Source organism: Candidatus Uhrbacteria bacterium CG10_big_fil_rev_8_21_14_0_10_50_16 (assembly GCA_002774875.1).
Lineage (GTDB): Bacteria > Patescibacteriota > Patescibacteriia > UBA9934 > UBA11717 > UBA11717.
On record PCYM01000006.1, the window covers coordinates 43,743 to 64,873 of the forward strand.

The 21,131-nt window shown below is 51.0% G+C and carries 22 protein-coding genes, 1 tRNA gene and 1 pseudogene; 12 read left to right on the forward strand and 12 right to left on the reverse strand.

Features of this window, described 5'->3' with window-relative positions; genetic code table 11:
* Window positions 1-46 precede the first annotated feature (46 nt).
* From COV06_03215 to COV06_03225, 3 genes are read left to right on the forward strand one after another with little or no spacing between them, the layout of a single operon-like run.
* On the forward strand, window positions 47-670 hold the full coding sequence (locus COV06_03215) for a ribonuclease HII (GenBank protein PIR47442.1): 624 nt from the start codon (window positions 47-49) through the stop codon (window positions 668-670).
* Entirely contained in the window at window positions 667-1,365 is a 699-nt protein-coding gene (locus COV06_03220) for a hypothetical protein (protein ID PIR47443.1), read from the forward strand. Before COV06_03215 ends, COV06_03220 begins: the two co-directional genes overlap by 4 nt.
* Before the next feature lie 50 nt (window positions 1,366-1,415).
* Window positions 1,416-2,759: a hypothetical protein gene (locus COV06_03225; protein ID PIR47444.1), complete on the forward strand. Its 1,344-nt coding sequence runs from the start codon at window positions 1,416-1,418 to the stop codon at window positions 2,757-2,759.
* A 56-nt stretch (window positions 2,760-2,815) separates the two neighbouring features.
* Here COV06_03225 and COV06_03230 read toward each other — a convergent pair whose 3' ends face one another.
* On the reverse strand, window positions 2,816-3,625 hold the full coding sequence (locus COV06_03230; protein ID PIR47445.1) for a hypothetical protein: 810 nt from the start codon (window positions 3,623-3,625) through the stop codon (window positions 2,816-2,818).
* A 240-nt stretch (window positions 3,626-3,865) separates the two neighbouring features.
* On the opposite strand from COV06_03230, the gene COV06_03235 reads away from it, so the two are divergent.
* From COV06_03235 to COV06_03245, 3 genes are all read left to right on the forward strand, one after another.
* Window positions 3,866-4,171 carry a hypothetical protein gene (locus COV06_03235; GenBank protein ID PIR47446.1) on the forward strand — a complete coding sequence of 102 codons (306 nt, stop codon included), beginning with the start codon at window positions 3,866-3,868 and terminating at the stop codon, window positions 4,169-4,171.
* A gap of 251 nt (window positions 4,172-4,422) precedes the next feature.
* Window positions 4,423-5,820: a trigger factor gene (gene tig / locus COV06_03240; protein PIR47447.1), complete on the forward strand. Its 1,398-nt coding sequence runs from the start codon at window positions 4,423-4,425 to the stop codon at window positions 5,818-5,820.
* A gap of 445 nt (window positions 5,821-6,265) precedes the next feature.
* The gene (locus COV06_03245; protein ID PIR47448.1) at window positions 6,266-6,532 is read left to right on the forward strand and encodes a hypothetical protein; all 267 of its coding nucleotides are present in this window, start codon (window positions 6,266-6,268) and stop codon (window positions 6,530-6,532) included.
* Between the two features lie 50 nt (window positions 6,533-6,582).
* Here COV06_03245 and COV06_03250 read toward each other — a convergent pair whose 3' ends face one another.
* Window positions 6,583-6,804 (reverse strand): hypothetical protein, encoded by a 222-nt coding sequence (locus COV06_03250; GenBank protein ID PIR47449.1) that lies wholly within the window; start codon window positions 6,802-6,804, stop codon window positions 6,583-6,585.
* Window positions 6,805-6,892: 88 nt separating this feature from the next.
* Between COV06_03250 and COV06_03255 the strand changes: the two genes are divergently transcribed.
* From COV06_03255 to COV06_03265, 3 genes are read left to right on the forward strand one after another with little or no spacing between them, the layout of a single operon-like run.
* Window positions 6,893-8,110, forward strand: coding sequence for a cysteine desulfurase NifS (locus tag COV06_03255; GenBank protein PIR47450.1), 1,218 nt, complete (start codon window positions 6,893-6,895; stop codon window positions 8,108-8,110).
* 4 nt (window positions 8,111-8,114) lie between these two features.
* Window positions 8,115-8,801: an iron-sulfur cluster assembly scaffold protein gene (locus tag COV06_03260; protein PIR47451.1), complete on the forward strand. Its 687-nt coding sequence runs from the start codon at window positions 8,115-8,117 to the stop codon at window positions 8,799-8,801.
* Entirely contained in the window at window positions 8,798-9,067 is a 270-nt protein-coding gene (locus COV06_03265; GenBank protein ID PIR47452.1) for a hypothetical protein, read from the forward strand. The genes COV06_03260 and COV06_03265 overlap by 4 nt, the downstream gene beginning before the upstream one ends.
* Window positions 9,068-9,100: 33 nt before the next feature.
* Here COV06_03265 and COV06_03270 read toward each other — a convergent pair whose 3' ends face one another.
* The 3 genes and pseudogenes from COV06_03270 to COV06_03280 all read right to left on the reverse strand — a co-directional run bounded on the left by COV06_03270 (window position 9,101) and on the right by COV06_03280 (window position 12,657).
* Entirely contained in the window at window positions 9,101-10,171 is a 1,071-nt protein-coding gene (locus COV06_03270; GenBank protein PIR47453.1) for a hypothetical protein, read from the reverse strand.
* 38 nt (window positions 10,172-10,209) lie between these two features.
* A complete protein-coding gene (locus tag COV06_03275; protein PIR47454.1) occupies window positions 10,210-11,412 on the reverse strand; it encodes a hypothetical protein in 1,203 nt (400 codons plus the stop codon).
* A gap of 1,128 nt (window positions 11,413-12,540) precedes the next feature.
* A pseudogene (locus COV06_03280) lies at window positions 12,541-12,657 on the reverse strand (hypothetical protein).
* A gap of 485 nt (window positions 12,658-13,142) precedes the next feature.
* Here COV06_03280 and COV06_03285 point away from each other — a divergent pair.
* On the forward strand, window positions 13,143-15,143 hold the full coding sequence (locus COV06_03285) for a hypothetical protein (protein ID PIR47455.1): 2,001 nt from the start codon (window positions 13,143-13,145) through the stop codon (window positions 15,141-15,143).
* A gap of 402 nt (window positions 15,144-15,545) precedes the next feature.
* Here the strand turns inward: COV06_03285 and COV06_03290 are convergent, their stop codons facing one another.
* The 7 genes from COV06_03290 to COV06_03320 all read right to left on the reverse strand — a co-directional run bounded on the left by COV06_03290 (window position 15,546) and on the right by COV06_03320 (window position 20,252).
* Window positions 15,546-15,950, reverse strand: a complete 405-nt coding sequence (locus COV06_03290) for a hypothetical protein (GenBank protein ID PIR47456.1) — start codon at window positions 15,948-15,950, stop codon at window positions 15,546-15,548.
* 38 nt (window positions 15,951-15,988) lie between these two features.
* Window positions 15,989-16,384: a hypothetical protein gene (locus tag COV06_03295; protein ID PIR47457.1), complete on the reverse strand. Its 396-nt coding sequence runs from the start codon at window positions 16,382-16,384 to the stop codon at window positions 15,989-15,991.
* Window positions 16,385-16,469: 85 nt separating this feature from the next.
* Window positions 16,470-16,913 carry a hypothetical protein gene (locus tag COV06_03300; protein PIR47458.1) on the reverse strand — a complete coding sequence of 148 codons (444 nt, stop codon included), beginning with the start codon at window positions 16,911-16,913 and terminating at the stop codon, window positions 16,470-16,472.
* A gap of 23 nt (window positions 16,914-16,936) precedes the next feature.
* Window positions 16,937-17,272: a hypothetical protein gene (locus tag COV06_03305; protein PIR47459.1), complete on the reverse strand. Its 336-nt coding sequence runs from the start codon at window positions 17,270-17,272 to the stop codon at window positions 16,937-16,939.
* A gap of 3 nt (window positions 17,273-17,275) precedes the next feature.
* Window positions 17,276-17,827, reverse strand: coding sequence for a hypothetical protein (locus COV06_03310; GenBank protein ID PIR47460.1), 552 nt, complete (start codon window positions 17,825-17,827; stop codon window positions 17,276-17,278).
* Complete coding sequence (locus tag COV06_03315; GenBank protein PIR47461.1) at window positions 17,824-19,290, reverse strand: hypothetical protein; 1,467 nt, start codon at window positions 19,288-19,290, stop codon at window positions 17,824-17,826. The genes COV06_03310 and COV06_03315 overlap by 4 nt, the downstream gene beginning before the upstream one ends.
* Before the next feature lie 38 nt (window positions 19,291-19,328).
* Window positions 19,329-20,252 (reverse strand): UTP--glucose-1-phosphate uridylyltransferase, encoded by a 924-nt coding sequence (locus tag COV06_03320; protein ID PIR47462.1) that lies wholly within the window; start codon window positions 20,250-20,252, stop codon window positions 19,329-19,331.
* A gap of 217 nt (window positions 20,253-20,469) precedes the next feature.
* On the opposite strand from COV06_03320, the gene COV06_03325 reads away from it, so the two are divergent.
* Window positions 20,470-20,561, forward strand: a tRNA-Ser gene (locus COV06_03325).
* A 90-nt stretch (window positions 20,562-20,651) separates the two neighbouring features.
* On the forward strand, window positions 20,652-21,128 hold the full coding sequence (locus tag COV06_03330; protein ID PIR47463.1) for a TspO protein: 477 nt from the start codon (window positions 20,652-20,654) through the stop codon (window positions 21,126-21,128).
* Window positions 21,129-21,131 lie beyond the last annotated feature (3 nt).

Genomic DNA, 21,131 nt, shown 5'->3' on the forward strand with positions numbered 1-21,131 from the left:
TGTCTAAATCGCTTGTCCCTAAGGGGCGAATGCCGATATAATACGAATGTTAGCCTTAAACGTCAATAGAATGAGTATTATCCTCCCATCGGGCAAATTAGAGATACAATTACGTGCGCAAGGTGTGCAATTGATTGCGGGCGTGGACGAGGCGGGGGCTGGGGCGTTGGCGGGTCCGGTTGTTGCGGCGGCGGTGATCTTACCCGAGGGTCATGGTTTGGCGGTAAGGGATTCAAAGACGCTTTCACAACGTCAACGTGAGACATTATTTGATCAAATTCACGCGGTTGCTATAGCTGTCGGCGTTGGCATCGTTCATGTGGAGGATATTAATAAACTTGGAATCCGACCAGCGAATTTATTGGCCATGCAAAAAGCGGCTGAGGCACTGACGCATGTTGATCACATCCTCGTAGACGCACGGGAAATTCCACATATCAAAATTTCGCAGACCGCTATTATCCGAGGAGACCAGCAAGAATTCTGTATTGCGGCTGCGTCGATTATTGCCAAGGTGACGCGTGACCGATTTATGACGGAGGTGCATCAATTATTTCCGCAGTACAACTTTGCGCAACATAAAGGATACGGAACATTGGCGCACAGAATGGCGGTGCAAACACATGGGCGCTGTTCTTTGCATCGAGAATCGTTTACGATAGAGGTATGAGTTTAGCAGGAGCACAACGTTTTGATACATCGGTGTCTGCAGGTGTGGTCCACCATGGCGTGGATTTGTTGCAGTACGGTGTTGCACGGGATCACTCCGCGCGCCCTGTGTCGGCAAAATTTCCGCATATTTTTGTGCAACAACAAGGTGTGATGGTGAGTGGGGAATATATCCACCCTTTGGATCAACAACATAAGGTGACAAATGTTTTCTGGGAAGACCGATCACGACAAGACGCAACGACTGCCTTGGAACGCACGTATCGTTACGCGGAGCTTGTGGATGGTCGCATTGCGTTGCAAGAGATTCAACAACGAGATGAGGTGGATCGAGTCGATCAACAACTTCTTCGTGCGTTTAATGCATCAGGGTTGATTGAAGGCGAAACATTCCTGGTCAACGAATCCGTACGTGCACAGCGTTGGTGTCAGTATACAAATGGCCAGTGTCTTATTTTAGAAGAACGCTATAGCGAAGACGGTCAGCTGACGGATCGTAATACATTTGCAAAATCGTCTTCACAAATGTCATGGAGCGTGAGCGGCAGTACGATACAGAATGGCTACGAATCGTTATATATAAAACAACCTGTTTTGACTCTGCCGTCCCTATCCGGATTTTCCACGAGACATTCATTCGCTCCCGTGTTTATGCTGCCAATCGACAATGAACGTCTCTTTTCTTTTGAACGGTAAGTAAAAAAATAAGTTGACGACGTACAGGCACTCTGATAGCGTGGCATTACATGCTATTACAACTCAAACGTCTTGCGTTACGGGGGTTTATCCTCTTTGTAAAACTTGGTGCCAACGTTGCCTATTATTCCAAACAGGTACTCAGACCATTGCTCTCGCCTGTTCGAACAATTGCGCATTTTTTTGTTTCTATTTTTGGTGTTCCTCTTTATCGCGGGCTCTTCCTCTTGCGCCGATTTTTTGGACGCATCTATGTTCCGGGAAAAAATAAGTTCATGTATTTTTTGACCAACCGTTACGCCATTCATACCGTCGTTATATTGTTGGCGTTTACCACGACGGCAATGAACGTGCAAGCGAGTGGTGTGCGTGCGGATGACTTTGGTCAAGAAAGTTTATTGTACGAAATGGTAACCGGACAAACAAATAGAGTTGTTGCCGTACGCGCGGATACCGTAACGTCAAAACCTTCGCGTTATCTTGGATCTGCAGCATTGAGCGTGCAATCTGACATTGACTTTCATACACCGGCCGACGATTATGTTGCAACGACATCTGGAGGATCCGCTATTATTGCGCTGACTATCTCTGAGTCGGGTGCAAGTGTTGCTCCTCGTACGGAAAAACTTGCCTACACAGTTAAGGACGGTGATACGATTGGTACTATCGCGCAGGCTCATGGAATCTCGTTGAACACGTTGTTGTGGGCCAATAATATTACAGCAAAGTCGACCATTCGACCTGGTGATACATTGCAAATTCTTCCTGTAGACGGGCTGACGCACAAGGTCAAGTCGGGAGACACGATCTTAGCAATCGCGCGTAAGTACGACGCGGCCGCAACAGAGATTACGGAATTTAATAACCTTACGTCCAGTAGCGCATTGAGTATTGGAGAAGAATTGATTATTCCAAATGGCGTGCAGCCGGCTGCGGTTCCAGCTCCTCGTTCTGTGGCAAGGGTCTTTACAAGTGCACCATCTACATCTACGCCTACCGGCAATCCAAATGCAACGGCACCAAGCACGGCGGCGTCCGGGCGTATGGTGTGGCCAACGGATCTGCACATTATTACGCAATACTTTGGATGGAAGCATACAGGCGTGGATATTGACTGTCATTTTGACAACAATAACTATGCAGCCGATGATGGTGTTGTGCAGTACAGCGGTTGGAAGGGTGGATATGGACTCACGGTGGAGATTAATCACGGAAATGGTCTTGTGACGCGTTATGGTCACCATGCAAAACTCTATGTATCAAATGGACAAACCGTCGCAAAGGGCCAGGCGCTTGGATTGTGTGGAACAACAGGAAACTCTACGGGAACACACTTGCACTTTGAAGTGATCTCTGGCGGGCGATTTACCAACCCGCTGGAATACGTGCGTTAACAGCTAATCGTGAACACAAAAACACCCACAATCGTGGGTGTTTTGAATTGCGGTCACTAGGCAACGTTATCAAGTTGATCGTTGAGATCGTCGAGCTCTTGTTGAGAGATAGCAACCTCACCGTGGCCTTTGCGCAGCTCTTGACCATAACGTGCAGAAGACCCAAGCGCTTTTCCGCGCGCGATATTCATTTTTTTCTTTCCAAACAATCGTCCAAAAAATCCTATGTCATCTCGCTTCCTTGCGTCGGCATGCATGTTATCTCGGGCCTGGATATGTGTTGGTCGATGTTCTTCTGGTTGACGCACGGTTCTCCCCGGGATTGTTTCGCGAACCGCCTGAACGGTTGCAGCTTGTCGTTCTCGATGCCGCATGTCGGGTGTGGATTGAGTAAGTCCGTTAAGACGTTCTGTCACGATCGCGAGCTGCTTGTTGAGTTCGCCTTTTTGTAAAATGTTCCATGGTCGGAGCGCATCCATTTGATTTTGAAGTGCGACCTCACGGCGTCGTAACTCGATCGCCTGCGTCTTTCTCATGGAAGCCATATTATTCTCGTACTTGCCCGCAGCGGCAAGCGCTTCCTCTTTTTGCAAACGTATTAGTTCTCGTCCTGTTTGTTCTTGCTCGTGCGCCTTCCTTGCTCGATTTTCTAAGTCGGCTTCTTTTTGTAATTCTTCGCGAGATTGCCAGGGCGCGCCTGTTTCAATATAAGCATAAGAAAGATCCTTGATCTGAACCGCGTCAAGACGGGGTTCAGAATTTGCAGCCTCAACGGGTGCGTGACTTGGCAGAGTACCAATCAGATCGTGGTCTGGCTCCGAGAAGGCCACTGCTGCTCCTGAATCGAGATGTCGTTTTGGGTTCATAGAAAGTCGCATTAAAGATATATCGAGTATACAGCAAAGTATGGGGTTGTGTTTAAAATCTTCTTGCCGCATAAAATCCCTCCATGTTGGCTGTGAAGGATTTTTGACGTCTCTATTTAAATGATGGGCGAGAGAGTTGACAATTTGTAGATATTCTGTTATAAAAAACATGTTTTTAGATGTGTGGCGACCAAAAGGTCAAAGCACAATGGCAGTTCATCATTCAGTAGGGAGATCGTCATGTCGGGTGATCTAAAATGCAGCTTCTGCGGCAGGAAGCCAAAGGAAGTTCGGGCCATGGTCAAGAGTCCAGACGCGAACATCTGCAACGAGTGCACGCTGTTGTGTCTCGATGTGATGCAAGACAGCGGGATGGACGACCCTGTTCGCCGTGCCGATATCAAGGGGGAGCTCCGCTGGTTGATCTTCGGGGAAGCAGAGGATGGGAGCGAGTGCGATCCCAACAGCGAGAGACTCATCCTGGTGAGGGAGGTGATCGCCGAGCATCAAGCGAAGGTGGTCAGTGAGGACAAGCCGACCGACTGAGGTCGCTCAACCGTCCAACCGAGACAGCTACACGAGCTGCCTACTCCGGTGGGCGGTTTCGTGTTTTATATTGATCTCACTTTATATTTAACCTGCGTAACCAAAACGCATGTGTTTGAAGATAAGCCTCCTCGACGAAGTATTTCAGCAATTAGGAGCGAGGAGTTGTGCAAAAATAAGGGACAAGCCGGCGCCATGCTTACAAGACCTTATCTCTGACAAGCTGTCTTCTGCGTGCGAACGCACGCAGAGTGGCGTGGCCTGCCGAGTCACTTATTTTTGCACCACTCCGGGCGCTCCTTGACGTAGACCCACATTTTGGCTATTGTTCCGGCACAAAATCAATTACACGTATGGATATAAAGCGCGAAACCGTTTCTGATTCCGAGGTAAAACTTACCATTACCATCTCTCCGGAGGAGGTGCAGCCATTTTTGGTGACGGCCGCACGTCATATCTCCGAGCACATGAATATTGATGGATTCCGTCGTGGAAAAGCTCCTTACGAGGCAATCGTGAATAATGTTGGAGAGATGCGTGTGTTAGAAGAGGCGATTGAGCCAATGGTGCGTTTGCACGTGGCAAAGGCGTTAATGGACGAGAAGATTGAATCAATTGGCCAACCACGCGTAGATATTGAGAAGATGGTGCCAGGAAATGAACTTGTGTTTACGGCAACTGTTACGCTTATGCCAGAGGTAAGCAAGATTGCCTCATATGACAAATTGACTGTTGAGGGGAAATCAACGAAGGCGGAAGAAAAAGATATTGAGAAAGCCATTAAAGAGCTTACAGGCATGCAGACCAAGGAGGTTCGTGCCCCAAAGGACACAGAGGTGACCATGGATCAAATGGTGGTCATTGATCTTGAAATGAAAAGGGATCTTGTACCCGTGGAAGGTGGATCAACACAGGGATTCCGTGTGTACATGCAAGAGGATCACTACGTTCCTGGCATGAAAGATGAGATGCTTGGGATGAAGGAAGGAGATCAGAAGGTCTTTACGCTCGCGTTTCCAAAAGAGCACTTTCAGAAGCATCTAGCAGGAGCCCCTGTGGATTTTGATGTAACGGTAAAAGAAATTTACGCGTTGGAGTCACCAACAGTGGATGATGCGTTTGCTGTGTCACTCGGACTGAAGGGTGTTGCAGATCTCCATGAAAAGATTGCCGAGAACCTAGAAAAGGAAAATGAAGAACAAGAGAAGCGACGTATAGAACGGGAGGCGCTTGAGTTGTTGGCAGAGAAGTCCGCGTTTGGCACAATCCCAGAATTCCTTGTGGAAGATGAAGTGGAGAAGATGGTTCATGAGTTGGAGCACGCCGTGACGTCTCGCGGTGGGGTGTTTGATGACTACATGAAGTCGCTTGGGAAAACGGCGGGAGAGCTACGGGAGGGGATGCGCGACCAAGGGCTATTGCGCGTAAAGGTTGCATTGTTGCTCCGCGCGATTGGAACCAAAGAAGGATTGGATGTAAGTAACGACGACGTACAAGAGGAGATTGAGAAGCAGCTTGCTCTTTATAAGGAGGATGATGAAGCACGCGATAAGCTTTCCTCGGATGCGTATAGGGACTATATGCGCTACCGAATGCGTAATGAGAAGGTTGTAGATTTTCTCTTGGAGAAAATGGTGAAAAAGGCGTAGGAGATGTTAAAATGAGGCTGTTACGGCCTCGTTTTTTTCATGATCATTTAACCATACCTATCCTCGAGCTGTGACAGGCTAGATTCCTTCGCCGACTTGTCCCTAACGTAGCACAACGTGCGAAGTGAGAGCTCATACTTTAAAACACATGCGTTTTGAGAATTGCGCTCGGTGCATTGCTTTAAATAATCTGCAAGGAGTCGTCGATGTACCAGTGTATTGCCTGCGTCTGCTAAAGATTGGGTCGACGCCCAACACGGATTATTTAGAAGCAACACGCCTCGCTCCTACATTGCTAAACTTCTTCGCTGAGTTCATTCATCTTCAAACACACGTGTTCTCGGGGGCGAAGTCTAGATGAGATTAGAAATTTAAGCCGAAATCTGTACGACTGTGAGAAAATCACCTTAAGTTGATAGGAGCAGAAGTTGGTAATTTGATATCTATGAAACTCAATGTAAAAGCGATCCCGGGAGCACAGCGAACGGAGGTCATGGGATGGTTGGACGAGACCACGGTAAAGATTCGTCTCAACGCGCAGCCAGAAAAAGGAAAAGCAAATGCAGAACTGATTGCATTTCTGGCAAAGCAACTCGGGATTGCAAAATCATCTTGTACGGTTTTGCGCGGCACGACGTCGCGTGACAAAGTCGTTGGGCTGCCCGAAAGAGAATGGGAGGAGCTGCGTGCAATTTTACAAAAACCCATGTAACAGAGAACCCCGGCACGCCAGGATTCTCGTGTCGGGGTTGAGGTTGAGGATCAGACATGCACCACTCCCTCAAAAGGAGTCTGTGCGATGATCCGGAAGCGTGGCTGGTTGGTGTCTGGGTCGCGCGAGACAATCTCTATGGAGACGACCTCCGGGTTGGGGAAGCCGGCCGTGCGCAGCTGCTCGCGGATCTCGAATTCGTTGCTTGCGGTCGACGCAACTTGTAACAAGAAGAGGAACAGTTCGTGAGCCTTGGAGATGTCGGGTTTCATGGGACCCCCTTTCAACGAGACCGTACGCCTTGTTGCTGCCCGTGTCAATGATTGACGCAAGCGCTCATTTTGCTATAGTCCAACAACTATGGACCAGAACAAACACGTCTACTTGGATCACGCCGCCACCACACCACTCGCGCCAGAAGTATTGGAGGCTATGATGCCCTATTTACAGGAGACTTACGGGAATCCTGGGAGTTTTCATTCCATTGGCAAACAGGCAAACGACGCGGTGATTGCGGCTCGCGAGGGAATTGCGGAGTTGCTTGCTTGTAGGTCTGATGAGATCTTGTTTACAAGCGGTGGTACGGAAAGTGATAATTTGGCAATTTTGGGATACGCGCGCGCCATGGCAAGTAAAGGTAAACATCTTGTAACGACGTCTATTGAACACCACGCGGTGTTGGAGGCAATGCAGCATTTGGAACGCAAGGAAGGATTTGAATTAACGATTGTCCCTGTAGAGAAAAACGGGATTGTAAATGCGCAGGCGGTGTTGGATGTGATCAGAGAGGACACAACCATCGTATCGGTTATGTTGGTCAACAATGAGATTGGAACGATTCAACCCGTTGCCGATATTGGACGGGCGATTGAGAAGAAAAAACAAGAGGGGCACGCGCAACACGTGGCATTTCATACGGATGCGTGTCAGGCAGCGGCGTACTTGGACTTGGACGTGCGCAAACTACACGTGGATCTTCTCTCGTTGAATGGATCAAAAGTCTATGGACCAAAAGGATCCGGTCTTCTCTATGTAAAGCGCGGTGTTAAACTCACGCCATTGCAATTTGGTGGTGCGCAGGAGCGTGGATTGCGGCCAGGTACGGAGAACGTTGCGGGGAGTGTTGGCCTTTGCAAGGCGTTACAACTCGCGGTGGATCGACGTGAGGAAGATACGGATCATTCGCAGCCATTACAAGCGCGACTCATTGATGGTGTTCTTTCAACGATTTCCAAGACGCGACTTAATGGCGACCGTGCGCAACGGATCCCAAACAACGTCAACATCTCCTTTATGGATTTAGAGGGCGAAGCGCTATTGCTTTATTTAGATGCGGTAGGTGTCTATGCCTCTACGGGGAGTGCATGTACGAGCGCGTCGTTGGATCCATCACACGTGATTTTGGCACTCGGCATGCCGTTTGAGGTGGCACACGGCAGTATGCGATTTTCGCTCGGTCGATCTACAACGATGGCGGATATTGAGTACCTTTTAGAGGTGTTACCACCCCTTGTGGAGCGTTTACGTGCCATGAGCCCTGTTTGTGTAGATGAGAAGTATTTTGAATTAGAAGCGTAAGACTATGGCAGACTACAAATCAGAAGCCGTCCAAGGGAGACAGGGAGATGTGTCTTCACAAAGTGGCGCGGAGTCTTGGTTTTATTCCGACGCGGTAAAGGAACATTTCTTTAGCCCAAAAAACTTCGTGATGGGCGAGGAAGACATGTCAGCATACAATGCTATCGGAAAAGTAGGGTCACCCGCCTGTGGAGATGAGCTACGCGTGTGGATGAAGGTCGACGCAAACACAGAACGCATTGCCGATTTTCGGTGGAAAACATTTGGATGCGGGTCGGCCATCGCGTCTACGTCCATGGCAAGCGTGATGGTTACAGAGAACGGTGGGATGACGCTGGACGAGGCGCGTAAACTCAAACCGCAAGATATTATGGAGCGATTGGGTGGACTGCCAACGCGAAAGTTTCACTGTTCGGTACTGTGCGACAAGGCCCTGCGTGATGCAATTAATGACTACTATCGTCGAACCGATCAGTTTGATAAAATCATTGTAGCCGCAAAACGATTAGTCGATCCTGTCTCGCAAGTTACGGATCACGACATTGAGGAGGCCGTGCTAGACGGCGCTATTACCTTGGAGGCCGTGCAACAACGCACAAAAGTAGGCATTGGAAACCCAACGTGTTTACCAGCAGTAGAAGAATTAATCCGGTTTTATAGAGAAAAATATTTTGGAGCTGATACCCTATGACCAATTACCGAATCCGTGTTGACGAAGACTTGTGCATTGGAGCGGCATCATGCGTGACCATTGCTCCGGAGATTTTTCAACTTAACGCCGAGAATAAAGCGATTGTGCTTGATCCGACACAGACGGACCTCTCAGAAACGTACGAGCGCTGGGTGATGTTGGACGAGGAAGGGTACGAGAATCTGTTACTTGGTGCGCAGTCGTGCCCAACACTTGCCATCTTTATTTACAACGAGGCGGGAGAGCAACTGTTTCCAGAAATGTAGTAAAAACCCCCGGGACATGCCGGGGGTTTTGGTTTACGCGAGTTGTTCTTTAAAGTAGTCGACCCAAGGGATTGGAGATGGATCTACCCCATTGAGCGTCCCGAGATAAAAGCTCACATAGCTGCTTAATTGAAGAGCTGCGAGCGCTTGCTCTAACTTTGTCTCTCCCAGGACATCAATGACGTGCACGGCAATCTCACTCTTCTTTAATACCTTCGCCGTAATTTCGTGCCGCTTTTGATTGCGCGTGTGATAAAGGTTTGAGGCAAAGAGCACGAACGCAAGCTTCTTGGCCTCTTCCGGGTGCTGAAGCCCCTCTAGGAGATGATGATTCATCTCGGGAATTTCATGCCAATCACTGTAGCATTTTGAGCTTTCATGCGTCTGATTTCGTGCTGTTAACGCATTTCCTACCAAATGCTCACTCGCGACAAATACGGGAACGAGACCTTGTAAACTCACGGCTAATTTTTTTGCAATGTTTTTTGACTGAGGAACGGCAGCAGACCATGCTTCGCTGAGTCCGAGTGTATGACTCACGGCTTGTTTGACGGCATTGTCGCTTAATCGTAGATAGCTAAGTTGTTTAAGGATTCCAAGTTCTGCAAAGAGGGTAAGGCCAATGCCCATACGTGGCATGTTGGCAGGATTGGTCAGAAAATCACTAAAAATATAGGCCGGTACCTTTGCACGCTTAGCCGCTTTTTCCAACCTACCACCACTTGCGATCACAACCGTCGCGCAATGCCGTGAGACGGATTGCTTACACATCGAAAGCGCCTCCTCTGTAGATCCGCTATAGGAGACGACAATAACGAGTGTTTGTCGATTAACCCATTTTGGCAAGTCATAATCATTGAGGACGATGAGGGGGATATTCATCTCATGACCAAAGATCGCATTTACCAAATGCCCGCCTAGTCCGGATCCGCCCATGCCAGCTACGACGACTTCTGTACAGCTGAGATAATGTTTTGGGAAAACCATACTCTTCGTCTCGCTCCAGGCTTGCGCACACTGCTCTGGAAACATAGAGATGGACATAAGCGCATTAGATCCGTCGAGTTGTTCGTAGGTTGATTTTGTATTAAGGGGGAGAGGCATAGGGTACGTGTTATGTGTGAAGTGAATGGGTAGGATGGTTAAAACTCTCGTAGATCGATTGTTGTGTCAGAAAGGGGTCGCGATAGTTCACAGAGCCGTTGTTTTGATTTGATCAGAGCAATGATTGGAGCGCGATCGGTGTTGTGTTTAAGGAGCGATGCACCGACGACGCGATCTCCTCGCACAAAGAGCAGCGTGCGACCGTCGCCATAATCACGGGCTAATACCTGTTCGGCGTGTACAATGTTTGCATCTCCAATTGCCACAATATCAATCCCTAGCACATGCGTGGCATAGGAGGAAACGAGCTCAAACGGTGCGCGCTCACCTGTCATAACCTTTGCAACATGTCGACCCTGCATCTGTGCATTCATCCAATTACCAATGTGCACTTGGCGATTAACAATTGTGTCCATATACTCGGTACAATCACCTGCCGCGTAAATATCGGTGACGTTTGTTTCTAAAAACTCGTTGGTTTTTACACCGGTTCCAACGGTAACTCCTGCATCGGACGCCCAGGAAAATTGACTGCTGATTCCAACGCCTGCGGCCAATACATCAAAGGGAAACGTCCCGTTGTCCTCCGTCTTTGCAATAGCTCCATTGTAAGAGGCAAGGGACATGTTTTTGTGAACGGTGATGTTGTGCGCTGTGAGGTGTTCCTCGAGTAGGTCGGAAGAGGCTTGGTCAAACGTGTGAGAAAAAAAGGTCGTTCCCCGCAAAAAAAGGTGCGTACTCCAGGATTTGTTGGCAAAAAGTTCGGCAAACTCCATAGCAATGAATCCACCGCCAATGAGTCCGGCTTTGAGACCTGCAGATGTGTGATCATCCAGGAATTCCTTAATGCGGTCGGCGTCCTCGATCGTTTGAAAGTGTAAAACATGTTCCTCGCCAGGCCAGGGGAGATGACGAGTAATTCCGCCGCCTGCGATCAGGAGTTTTGTGTAGGTATAGGTGGCGCCGGAGGTCGTTGTGACTGTTTTTGTTTGTGGATGGATGTGTTGCACCTCTTGGATAGCGAGGTGGATGTTTTGTGTTTGGTACCAATCGGGTGTTTTTAAAAAGACCCGTTCGCGAGGGGTTTTGCCAGTGATGTAGTGGGGGAGGAGCACACGCGAATAAAGTGGATGGTCCTCGTTGCTAAGGATGGTGATCTCCGATGTTGGGTCCAGCTTGCGAAGTTGTTCAGCGGCCGAAGTCCCTGCGATTCCTCCGCCAATAATCAGGTAATGGGTCATAGTGATTGGATTGTATCAAGGATCCCGGTCTGTATCGAGAGGTCGCTCGGATTGTGTTTAAAAAAGTGACTCGGAAGTAGAGACACGTCTTCGTGCCTTCGCACTCAGAAGACAGCTAGCCAGGAGTAAGCCTTGTACGTCTCTATCCGATTGTCCCTTTTTGTAAACACAACCCTTCGCTCCCTACATTGCCTGAACTCCTTCGTCGAGTACTCTTATCTTCAAACACAGTCGTTTTGAGAAGACTTGCGCTGTGGCTCCATCTTTCAAAACACCTGTGTTCTCGGGGACGAAGGCTGGATCTGATAAGGTCCAGATCTGACCCATGCATCTCACACTTATACGAATCCTCAATATTCAAATATGTGACGATCGCCCGTATTTTGAAACAGGTGGTTTTAAGAGATTTCAACAAACCGCAATAAACAATGATTTAAGAGGCGATGAAGAAATATCAAACATGTGACGATCGGCACATGTTTGATATTTGGACACGATAGTAATTTTTAGGATTATCTGGATGCCTGACTTCAAACTCTCAATGAAAACGAAACGCGCTCCAGGATTCCTGGAGCGCGTCGTTCGTGTTCTGATCTGACTCAACCCAGGACGGGGAGTCTGTTCTCTCGCGCACGATCAGCATTGCGCGAGGTGGGGGGCGGCTCAGGTCTCCTCGTCGTCGGTGGCCGTCGTGGGGCGGGGGGCGAACTGGAGGAACTTCCCGCCCCTCCGAATCGGCCACCAGCCCATCACGGCATAAAAGGCGAACAAGCCTCCCACACCGCAGAGGGCGAGCCCCATGAGGATGTAGGCCAGGGCCCACATCCCCCGAGGCTCGCCGGCGGGGTTTGTGCCGGCGCCGGCCACCATCACCGCCAGGCCCCAGAGGGCCAGGACCATGGCGGGGATGAGGGCGTAGAGCCGCAACATCCCAGCTGAGGTGGTGGTGAAGGGCTCCTTGGCGATCTTCACCACCTTCTCCTTCTTCCTCTCCACCACCTTGTAGAACACCGTCGGCTTGGTGCCGATGGTCCCGAGGTTGAGGGCCTTCTTGGCCGGTGGGGTAGACCCTCCGACAGGGGTGAAGGTGAATCTGGCCAGCTTCACCTTCTTGGCCGGAGCCGTCGGAGGGGCGGGGGCGGCCGCAGGGGCAGCTTTGGGAGCTGCCTTCGGTGCAGCCTTTGGAACTGCGGGTGCCGCGGGAGGCGGGACCGGTGCAGCCTTGGCCGCCGGCACGAGGGCGGCGCACTGCCGTGCTACCCACTCTCGCCGCGAGGTCTCCGTCTCTCCGCCGCCAAAGGGCCGGCGGAGGTTGACGGCTGCCTCCAAATCCCCCTGGAGCCCTCTGGCAGCTTCCACCCAGGCCAGGAGGTCGGGGTTGGGGGTGGTCTCGAGGATCACCATGTAGTGACCCTTTGAGACCTCGTCGGGGCCCAACGCAACGCCGGTACTCCGGAGGAGCCTGAATCTGTGGGCCATGCGGCCTCCTTTCCGGGCGTTTAGCCCTTGTTTTTGGGGTTTCTCACATCTTGTGTGAGCCAAGCAACATACCAGAAAAATGCAATTTTGTCAATGGGGGAGGTGTTTGGGTGAGGGTTGACAAAACCGTGTTTTTCTGGTATATTTCTACGTTATTCCTTAGGAATAGCCGCGGCTTCTGCCGTGTTGAACCGTTCTCTAAAATTGAAACGCGAAAGCGTACGAGACACCCAACACGGAAGGAGCCAAATATGGCACCCAAGAAGACCCCGTCCCCTACCGTTCCATTTTGGAAGACGGTGGAGGACATGATCGGCCAGCAGGTCGGTCACGCGGCAGGTAAGGGCCTGTCGCACTCCCACATCGTCACCCTCCTGGTGTCGATGATGAACGATCAGGTTCTCGGAGCGCTCAGGTTGGCGGGGCCGTCTTTGACGGCCGGCGTCGGCAAGACGGCGTTCCAGGTTTTGAAGGGCCGGATCCCGGTCCTCAAGAACCTCGCGGATCCCGTTCTGGAGGAGGCCATGGAGGGCCTCCTCAACGGGTTCTTCTCCCACCTCGCCAAGTTCCCCGGTGCGACGGACGCCCAGGCGCGCATGGCTCTGTTGGCTGCGGCCAACGAGTCCATGATCGCGCACGCCCCGGTCTCCGGGGGGGCGGTCAAGCCCGGCAGCTTCGTGCTGTCGGATGCCGTGCTCAAGGCCTTGGAGGAGAAGTACGACGAGGACTCCGTCAGGGAGATCCTCGCGTGGTACTGCCACGGGGTGAGCTGCCTCGCAAGGGCAGCCCTGGACATGAACGTCCAGGACAGCCTCGCCGTGGAGGCCGGGATGGCCTTCAACCACGGCGATTTCTCGAGCGTGGTCTCCGTGATCACGTTCGTGGAGACGGCCAAGAAGCACCAGGGATCCTTCGAGAACCTGGTATACGCGTGCGCGGCCGTGGTCCAGGCCAACACCGCCGCCGACCACAGCGGCATGCGGACCACGTTCATGGCGCGCCGCTTGTTGGCGCGCGGCCTCAACTGGCTCGGGGTCAACGGGACCCGCCAGAACTTCATGAACGTTCTCGGGAACTGGATCGCCCCCGGACTGCTCAAGGACGGGCAGTTCGTGGCGTTCCTCGTGGCCCTCTGGGTCGCGTGCTACGTGACCACGGCGGTTCCGTGGTTCTACGCCGCGCGTGCGGGGAGCTTCGTCGGGATGTTCATCCTTGCGGCGCTCAATCTGATCGTGACCCAGTTCACCCTCAAGGTGCTGGGTCTGGTCGTCGGGGTTCATTCGTCCCTGTACCGGGGAGTGCTGCACTTCCTCGGCCAGAAGGAGGAGGGTGGCGGGGACAAGCTTCCTGCCCTCCAGTCCCTGAGGGCGCAGGCCTCCAGCCCCCTGCTGGTGGCTACTGTGCTCAACGCGATCTTGATTTTGCTCCTGGGGGAGACCCCGCGAGCATTCAACTTCGCGATCATGATCTTGATGGCGACCGTCTCGGTCGGTATCCTGATCAGCATCTGGGACATGGCCAAGACGAGCCACGCCAAGTTCTTCCTCGATGCGGGGATCAAGTACCTCCTCCCCGTTTTGCTGGCCTCCATGGCCTGGGACGTGTACGACGCCTTCACCCAGAGCCAACTCCCCGGCAAGGGGATGCGGCTCATGGGCAATGTCCACGAGTTCTGGGGCTGGGCGACCAGCTTCAGCATGGGACAGGTGGTCACGGGAGGACTCACGATCCTCTTGGTGGCCGCAGTCGCCTTCGCCCTCAAGCAGGGCAAGGTGTGGCACGCGATCGCCCTCGTGGTGATCGCGGTCCCCCTCTCGTGGATCGTGGACTGCTCCGTTTCGGCGCCCAAGCGCGCCGAGGCCGCACAGGAGCAGAGGGCGCAGGAACATGCCCTCCAGCTGGAGACCCTTCGTCTCCAGCGGCAGGTGGCGGAGGCGGGGAAGACCGTCATTGTCGTCGGCGACCCGGTCCTCGCAATGCGTCAACTGGGTGGCCCCACCCGCAAGGCGGACATCGCCCTGCGGGTGCCTCGCGAAAGCTCGGCTGCAACCGAGCGCGAGGAGATCCAGATTGAGGATGAGGAAGAGTGGGAGGAGGACCTCGACATGTTCGTGCCGGAGAAGCCGAACATCAGAGAGATCCTCCGCGAGCGGGAGGAAAGGGCACAGCGTACGGTTCACCACCGTCCGCGGCCCTCCTCCCGCCGCACGTCGGCCCACCACCACCGCGCGCAACGGAATGCGCGTAGGTGATGTAAACCCCGGTGCAACGCCGGGGTTAGGACACAGGTTGCTCAGCACCTAGGACCCAAAGCTGAGTACTCACGAAGACATCACCCTCGACCGGTTCACGGTCGGGGGTGTCTTCTTTTTTACAATAGGTGTTTGGCTTTTGCTGTTTCACCGTTCGTTGCGCCTGTGTCTTTGTATTTATCTTTCATTTTTTTGATCATTCCATCTCAGATCGCTTCGTCTTCCCTCCCTCGTTCATTTCTTTTGTTTGCTCACTCACCTCCACCAAACTTATTTACATCTGCCATATCAAAAATGTCGTACCTATGACAAATCTGATACAAAAAAACACCCGCCAAGAGGCGAGTGGTTTTATCTGATTCGATCTCACTGGATCCGATCAATTTGCTACTCAACTTGTTACTAGACCTGGGAGGCGAGCAGGAGCTGGCTTATCGCGAAGTTGGAAATTGCGAATGCGGACAGAATAATGATCATGCCAATAACTCCCTGTGTAAGCATCGTGGTTGCCTTGGTCACTTTTGCAGGATCTCCTTGCGCGGTCATCCAAATAAAACCTGCGTAGAGTGTAATGAGGAAGAAGATGATTCCCAAGAGACCCAAGAGCACGTTTACAACGTTTCCGATTGTATTAAAGATCTGATCTTGGCCTCCACCTCCGATGGTTGTAATATCTGCCGCCTGATCAAGCGCAGCCGTTGGGTCACCCGCATCAAAAACTGCTTGCGCAGGAATTGAGAATGCAAAGGCGCCGAGAAGGAGGAAGCTCGCAAAGAGTGTTGTGAAGAATTGTTGTGTGCGTGTCATAGGTAAAAAGTTGAATCAATGTGTTTTAGAGAGAACCGTTAAACGTTTGTTGCAATATCGAGCTGCGTTACCACAAAGTTGGTAATGGAGAACGCCGAGAGCAGTATGAGGAGGCCGATAGTGGCTGTGACGAGAATGTCTTGCGCTTTCTTTACTTTGGCCGGGTCCCCTTGCGCCGTCATCCAGATCGTCCCTGCATAGACAAACAGGATAAAGACGAGTAGTCCTGAGAGCCCTACGACCACATCGATAATTCTACCAATGAGGAAGGGGAGTGATACAGGGTCAGACGCAAACGCTGCAGCAGAAGCGGTTTCGCTCAGCCCTGTCGTCTCCGCGTTAATGACGGCTAAAACAGGGGTTGCAACGGCAAGACCAAAGAAGAGAAAGAGCGACATGCCCGCCAACAACAGTCGTTGTTTGGTTGCGGTCATAACGTGAGAGGACGAGGATTCATCTGCTCACGCCAGGACCCACAAGGGGCGCCCCTCCCGATTTGGGAGGGGTAGGGAACCTAGCTTACTCAGTGATCGAGTTTGCTGTTGCGCTAATAAACTCAGTAATAACGAAGTTGGTGATTGCGTAAGCGGAGAGAATGATCGCAAGCCCAATCGCACCTGCCACAATAATCTGCTGTGCTTTTTGTACTTTTGCTTCCGTTCCACCAGCGGTCATCCAAATGGCACCACCGTAGAGAATGATAATGACAGCTACGATTCCCAAAAATCCAAGTAGCACGTTAATGATGTTTCCGATTGTGGACTTGAGGTTTGCCTGTCCAAGCCCTGTTGCACCCGTAAAATCATCACTCAACAAATCATCGGCCGTGAGTGTTGACGCCGCGTGTGCACTATCAACGAGCACAGGTGTAAGCATAGACACGGCCATGGTACCGCCAAACAAGAGGGCAGCGATTGCGAACGATGTAAGAAGGTTGCGAAGAGCGAAACGTACGTTGGTCATACAGTGTTTGTTTTTATGACAGCTTAGGCTGCTGTCGCGCCACCAAGTGTGTTGATGACGAAGGTTGCTAAAATGTTTGCCGCGAAAATAACCGCGAGGCCTATGACCGCCCAGATGAGCGTGTCTCTTCCTTTTGTAATTCTGTCAGGTTTACCTCCGGCCGTCAACCAAAGAAATCCACCCCAAATAACCATGGCCAATGCGAGCGATCCGGTGATTCCAAGAACCGCCTGAATCACGAATCCTATGAGCTGCGGAATACTGCGTGACCCCAATGGATTGTACAACTGACTTGCAAACGCTGCTTGCGGTAATAGGCTCAAACCGAGTGAGAGAAACAAATAGTAGAGACGCTTCATAATCTATGGTTGTTGAATATAACATTCGCCTTCTGCATCGGTCGTGTCACAACAAACACCCGCTTTACAGATAAATCCTGGAGCACAGGCTTTTCCATTGTTGAGTTGCTCGGAAACTGGCGCGGGTGGTGGTGCACCACAGGTAAGGAATTCACTGCTACTCACGCTGCTTGCATCACCGCTGCGCAAGACGTTGACGCCGTACTGCACGCCAGAGAACGCCCCGAAGACAATCAGAAGTCCAATAAAGGAAGAGATAAACATCTTGGTTGCCTTGGTTACCTTTGCAGAATCTCCACGCGCGGTGAGATAGAGAACACCTCCCCAAACAATTACGACGAGCAGAATAATCCCCACCATTCCCATAAGGATATCGGCAATGTTGATAAAGAGCTGTAGCGCGCAGTCGAGGGCAAGATTTGCATCTGGTCCCCCAGGCTTTGTCGCACATGTGGGAATAATACCGGACGCATCGATTGCGGTTCCTGTTGAGAGTCCCGGTGTATTGGGAATCGTCGCATTCGCCGCGAGCGCTGTATGGATAAATGGGATCATAGCGTTTGATTGACTTCGTTTTGTGCAATACCCAAGGCTTCTTCGATGGTATGCGTTCCCGATACAATACTGTCGATCATTTTCTCCATAGCTTTCTCTGCGCTTGTTGCATCGTTTCCATTGTACCAGGCCTGCGCCGACAAGACCTGATCTGCAAAGACGGAAAGGTCAAAGTCTTCATTTTGTTTGAGCACGAGGCTGCGAAGCGCTGTTGGTTTTCTCGCAGCACTGAGGAAACTGTCGACGTTTTCTTCTGCTGCCGTAAACTGGATAAAATCCCAAGCCCAGTCTGGGTTATCACTTTTCTTAGAGACACTCTCGATCCAGAAGTTAGCGTAGTTAATGCGTGCGCGAAGGTCTTCTGAGATCTGCGGCATAGGCGCTAGCCCGATGTTGAGCTTCTGTGCACGGGCCTTAATCAGCGGATCGTGGTAGCTGTAGCCAAAGAAAAATGCTGTTTGACCCGCAACGAATGCATCGAAACTCCCCGTAAAGCTCTTGTCCCAGGTGTAGGCTTCCTTGGTTGGATTGGCAAAGTCGGTATAAAAGCGAAGCGCGTCGGCGGAAGGAAGGCTTCGACCGCTAGGGCCGCTCACTGTCTCTGCAAAACGTGCTTGTCCTCTTGCGTCGCTCATCTGTGCGCCACTTTGCATCATGAGAAGCGAGAGAATATCCGTTGATCGTTCTACATTACTACCGGTTCCAATCGCTGCACCTGATTGAGCAATCCCTCCATTGGCGTTGTACTTGGTGAGTTTAACAACGTCTGCTTGAAATTCTTCCCACGTTGCTGGCGGTTGAGGAATACCAGCCGCATCCAAAATGTCTTTGTTGTAGTACAGCGCCAGTGTATCTACGGAGAGTGGAAGCCCATAGATACGATTCTTTGTACCAGCGGCGTCCGTTGCGGGGTAGACCACGTATTCTGGAACCACTTGCACAAATGAATCCGTCAGCTCTCGTAACGAAAGCGTTTGTTCAGTTCTAAGGGCGACGACGAGTTCCTTTTTGAGGGTTCCCTTCATCTCCTGGTAGGTGAGTTTAACTGTGTCAGGCATGGGGGAAATGAGATCCGTGTAGCCTTTCATCCAGGTGTTGTGCACGGAAAAAATGTCTGGTCCACGGTCTTCCGCAAGCGCGCGAATCAGCTCGCCCTCGTACTCTTCAAACCGCAATTTGCGATAGTTGATTTTAACGTTTGGGTGAATGCGACGATATGCTTCGATCATGGGATCGAATGTATCCTGTCCATCAAACACACGCCAAACCGTGAGTTCAATTGGTTGCAATGCTTGTTGTGCGGCATTGCTTCCACCACGACAACCAAGACCAGGAAAGATGGCGAGTCCAACGCTTAAGAGAGTAAGGATCCAAAGACGTGTTCGTAACATACGTACCGATTGTTCATTCATTTCAAAAGATGATTCTATTATAGCGGATTTATGCAAAAGATGTGTGTGCATGAAATAAAAAACACCCGATCGCTCGGATGTTTTTGTGTTTAGGCTTGGTCAATAAGCGAACGCATGTAAGCAAGGATGTCGTCCTTCATGTCTGCATGTTTGAGTGCGTAGGCTATGGAGGTTTTTGCATAGGCGAGGTTGGTGCCGCAATCCCACCAGGTTCCATCCAAGATACGCGCGTGTAGGGTACCACCGGTTTTGATGTAGGAATCAAAAGCGTTTGCGAGTCGGATCTCACCCGAGGCGTCTTTTGGTTCATTCTTCAATACGTTGATATATTCTGTCGTGAGAATCTCACGCCCAATGTGCGCGTAGGTAGAGGGTGCATCCTTCTTTGCGGGTTTCTCCACAAACTTACTCACTTTCCATGCAACGTCGTTTACGGGTTCGCCATCAATCACACCAAAACGCTCTACGCGATCAATTCCCACATCTTCCACGAGCGTCACACACCCCCCGAACTCATTGTAAACATCCATGAGCTGACCAATCGCCGGACCCGACGTGCCTTCAATCAAATCGTCTCCATAACACACGGCCACGGCCTCACCTTCGTCAATAAACGGGATGGCTGCGAGTAGCGCGTGTCCGTCACCCAGGGGCTTGTCTTGTCGCACGTACGCAAAGTTCGCGAGCTTGCCTACGTTTTTTACTTTGGCGAGGAGCTCTGTTTTTCCGGATTGCTCCAAGCGATACTCTAACTCAAAGTTGCGATCAAAGTGATTTTCAATGGCTGCCTTACCGTTGGACGTTACAAAGATAATGTCTTTAATGCCAGCCTCTACAAACTCCTCGACGATATATTGCAAAATAGGCTTGTCGACAATAGGAAACATCTCTTTTGGCATGGCTTTTGAGGCAGGGAGTGCGCGTGTTCCCATACCGGCGACAAGGAACACGGCTTTGGTGATTGGTCGATTGTTCATAGGTGTTTGAATCAGTAGATGTGGGGATGATTGCATATTTTGGGGGCGACGTCTAGCACAAATCACGATTGACCAATGACTGTGGGCGTGGTAGGTTTGTGCTCGTTGTGGGGAGGTTTAGGGTGTCGATGAGTGAGGTTTCAAATATGCGACGATCGTCGGTGTTTTGAAACCGAGCAAAATGATCTATAGAGTGTATATGTTGCCTATGATATTTGATCTGATCGCATCAGACCTGTACATATCACTATACGGAGAGGTGCCAGAGTGGTCGAATGGGCTTGACTCGAAATCAAGTGAGCTACGCAAGTGGTTCCGAGGGTTCGAATCCCTCCTTCTCCGCCAAAGAAAAAGGCTCGTTGCAAGACGAGCTTTTTTCTTTGGCGAGGTAGAGCACATGCCATGCTATAATCACATCAGCAAACACCAACACCTATGACACTCAAATCCTCCCTTCAGCTCGTTGCCTCTATACTTATCTGTGAATTTGTTGGAATTGCTGGATCGTTGTTTACGTTCTCGTCCGTTAATAATTGGTACACCACGCTCGCCACACCAGCGCTCAATCCTCCAGGCTGGGTCTTTGGTCCGGTGTGGACACTGCTCTACGCGCTCATGGGCATCGCCGTGTTCTTGATCTGGCAGAAACGCACAAAACGCACATCGCACAATCGCGCATTGGCCGTGTTTGCCGCGCAGCTCGTCCTTAATGGTATCTGGACACCCATCTTTTTTGGCGCACACAACCTTGGACTCGCATTTATTGACATCGTCTTATTACTCCTTGCGATTGTTTGGACCATTGTGGAGTTTTACAAAATCTCTCGCCCAGCCGCATATCTCCTCCTACCCTATGCGGCTTGGGTGAGTTTTGCAACGTATCTTAACTTGGCTCTTTGGCTGTTAAATTAACGC

What these genes read in the sequence shown, in the direction of transcription:
- COV06_03215 (PIR47442.1), top strand. Translation starts at nt 47, where the DNA reads ATGTTAGCCTTAAACGTCAATAGAATGAGTATTATCCTCCCATCGGGC.
- COV06_03220 (PIR47443.1), top strand. Translation starts at nt 667, where the DNA reads ATGAGTTTAGCAGGAGCACAACGTTTTGATACATCGGTGTCTGCAGGT.
- COV06_03225 (PIR47444.1), top strand. Translation starts at nt 1,416, where the DNA reads ATGCTATTACAACTCAAACGTCTTGCGTTACGGGGGTTTATCCTCTTT.
- COV06_03230 (PIR47445.1), bottom strand. Translation starts at nt 3,625, where the DNA reads ATGAACCCAAAACGACATCTCGATTCAGGAGCAGCAGTGGCCTTCTCG.
- COV06_03235 (PIR47446.1), top strand. Translation starts at nt 3,866, where the DNA reads ATGTCGGGTGATCTAAAATGCAGCTTCTGCGGCAGGAAGCCAAAGGAA.
- COV06_03245 (PIR47448.1), top strand. Translation starts at nt 6,266, where the DNA reads ATGAAACTCAATGTAAAAGCGATCCCGGGAGCACAGCGAACGGAGGTC.
- COV06_03250 (PIR47449.1), bottom strand. Translation starts at nt 6,804, where the DNA reads ATGAAACCCGACATCTCCAAGGCTCACGAACTGTTCCTCTTCTTGTTA.
- COV06_03255 (PIR47450.1), top strand. Translation starts at nt 6,893, where the DNA reads ATGGACCAGAACAAACACGTCTACTTGGATCACGCCGCCACCACACCA.
- COV06_03260 (PIR47451.1), top strand. Translation starts at nt 8,115, where the DNA reads ATGGCAGACTACAAATCAGAAGCCGTCCAAGGGAGACAGGGAGATGTG.
- COV06_03265 (PIR47452.1), top strand. Translation starts at nt 8,798, where the DNA reads ATGACCAATTACCGAATCCGTGTTGACGAAGACTTGTGCATTGGAGCG.
- COV06_03270 (PIR47453.1), bottom strand. Translation starts at nt 10,171, where the DNA reads ATGCCTCTCCCCCTTAATACAAAATCAACCTACGAACAACTCGACGGA.
- COV06_03275 (PIR47454.1), bottom strand. Translation starts at nt 11,412, where the DNA reads ATGACCCATTACCTGATTATTGGCGGAGGAATCGCAGGGACTTCGGCC.
- COV06_03285 (PIR47455.1), top strand. Translation starts at nt 13,143, where the DNA reads ATGGCACCCAAGAAGACCCCGTCCCCTACCGTTCCATTTTGGAAGACG.
- COV06_03290 (PIR47456.1), bottom strand. Translation starts at nt 15,950, where the DNA reads ATGACACGCACACAACAATTCTTCACAACACTCTTTGCGAGCTTCCTC.
- COV06_03295 (PIR47457.1), bottom strand. Translation starts at nt 16,384, where the DNA reads ATGACCGCAACCAAACAACGACTGTTGTTGGCGGGCATGTCGCTCTTT.
- COV06_03300 (PIR47458.1), bottom strand. Translation starts at nt 16,913, where the DNA reads ATGACCAACGTACGTTTCGCTCTTCGCAACCTTCTTACATCGTTCGCA.
- COV06_03305 (PIR47459.1), bottom strand. Translation starts at nt 17,272, where the DNA reads ATGAAGCGTCTCTACTATTTGTTTCTCTCACTCGGTTTGAGCCTATTA.
- COV06_03310 (PIR47460.1), bottom strand. Translation starts at nt 17,827, where the DNA reads ATGATCCCATTTATCCATACAGCGCTCGCGGCGAATGCGACGATTCCC.
- COV06_03315 (PIR47461.1), bottom strand. Translation starts at nt 19,290, where the DNA reads ATGCACACACATCTTTTGCATAAATCCGCTATAATAGAATCATCTTTT.
- COV06_03320 (PIR47462.1), bottom strand. Translation starts at nt 20,252, where the DNA reads ATGCAATCATCCCCACATCTACTGATTCAAACACCTATGAACAATCGA.
- COV06_03330 (PIR47463.1), top strand. Translation starts at nt 20,652, where the DNA reads ATGACACTCAAATCCTCCCTTCAGCTCGTTGCCTCTATACTTATCTGT.